Annotated in this window: 1 protein-coding gene; it reads left to right on the top strand. The window is 65.2% G+C overall.

Going from position 1 to position 1,674, the window contains the following annotated elements; all coding sequences use genetic code 11:
• On the top strand, nucleotides 1-1,674 hold a 1,674-nt coding region (gene nirB, locus AC5WS7_RS40560; protein WP_495959977.1), incomplete at both ends, for a nitrite reductase large subunit NirB.

A 1,674-nucleotide genomic window follows, 5' to 3' on the forward strand; every position in this document is an offset into this window, starting at 1 on the left:
CGCGCAGGTCGATGAGGGTGGTGGCGCGATTCTGGAGAAGCTGGTTGCGGGTTTGGGGTTGCGTGTGCATACCGGGGTGGGTACCTCGGCTATCGATGTTGCGGATGATGGTGTGGGGGTGCGGGTTTCGTTGTCCGACGGCTCCTCGATCGATGCTGCGCTGGTGGTGTTCTCCGCGGGGGTGCGGCCGCGGGATGAGTTGGCGCGCGATGCGGGTTTGCGGGTGGGTGCGCGTGGTGGGGTGGTGACGGATCTGGGTTTGGTGTCCAGTGATCCGCGTATTTATGCGGTCGGTGAGGTCGCCGCGGTGCAGGGCACGTGTTACGGGTTGGTGGCTCCCGGGTACAGCACCGCGGAGGTTGTCGCTGATCGGTTGCTGGGTGGGGTGGGGGAGTTCGCGGGGGCGGATCTGTCGACGAAGTTGAAGTTGCTGGGTGTGGATGTGGCCAGTTTCGGTGACGCGCACGCCACCAGTGAGGGCGCGTTGTCGGTGGTGTTGCACGACGCGGCCAAGGGCACCTACGCCAAACTCGTGGTTTCCGATGACGCGAAAACGCTGCTGGGCGGAGTCCTGGTGGGTGATGCGTCGGCGTATTCGGTGTTGCGGCCGTTGGTCGGGCGGCCGCTGCCGGCCGAGCCCGCGGCGTTGATTTCCCCGGCGGGTGCCCAGCTGGGTGCGGACGCGTTGCCCGAGCAGGCGCAGATCTGTTCGTGTAACAACGTGTCCAAGGGCGTGATCTGCGGGGCGATCGCCGAGGGTGCGTGTGATATCGCGTCGGTGAAGAGTTGCACCTCGGCGGGCACGTCCTGTGGTGGGTGCGTGCCGATGCTCAAGAAACTGCTCGAGCAGTCCGGGGTGGTCATGTCCACCGCGTTGTGTGAGCATTTCGGCCAGTCGCGGGCCGAGTTGTTCCAGATCGTGCAGGTCACCGGGATCCGCACGTTCTCGGGATTGATCGCCCAGTACGGTACCGGGTCGGGCTGTGATATCTGCAAACCCACTGTCGCCTCGATCCTGGCCTCGACCTCGAGTGCGCACATCCTGGACGGTGAGCAGGCCGCGTTGCAGGACACCAACGATCATTTCCTGGCGAATCTGCAGAAGAACGGCACCTATTCGGTGGTGCCGCGGATGCCCGGTGGTGAGGTCACCGCCGAGCAGCTGATCACGATCGGGCAGATCGCCAAAGAGTTCGACCTGTATCTGAAAGTGACCGGCGGGCAACGCATCGACATGTTCGGCGCCCGCGTGGAACAGCTACCACAGATCTGGCAGCGCCTCATCGACGCGGGCATGGAATCCGGCCACGCCTACGGCAAATCGTTACGCACGGTGAAAAGCTGCGTCGGGTCGTCCTGGTGCCGGTACGGGCAACAGGACTCGGTCGCGATGGCGGTACTGCTGGAGAAGCGGTACCGGGGGTTGCGGTCCCCGCACAAACTCAAGCTCGCGGTGTCCGGGTGCGCCCGCGAATGCGCCGAAGCCCGCGGCAAGGACGTCGGGGTCATCGCCACCGAACACGGCTGGAACCTGTACGTCGGCGGTAACGGCGGCCTGGCCCCCAAACACGCGGTGCTGCTGGCCGCCGACCTCGACGACGACACCCTGATCCGGTACATCGACCGGTACCTGATGTTCTACATCCGCACCGCGGACCGGCTGCAACGCACCGC

It is taken from the genome of Nocardia sp. PLKS1-43, assembly GCF_059510335.1.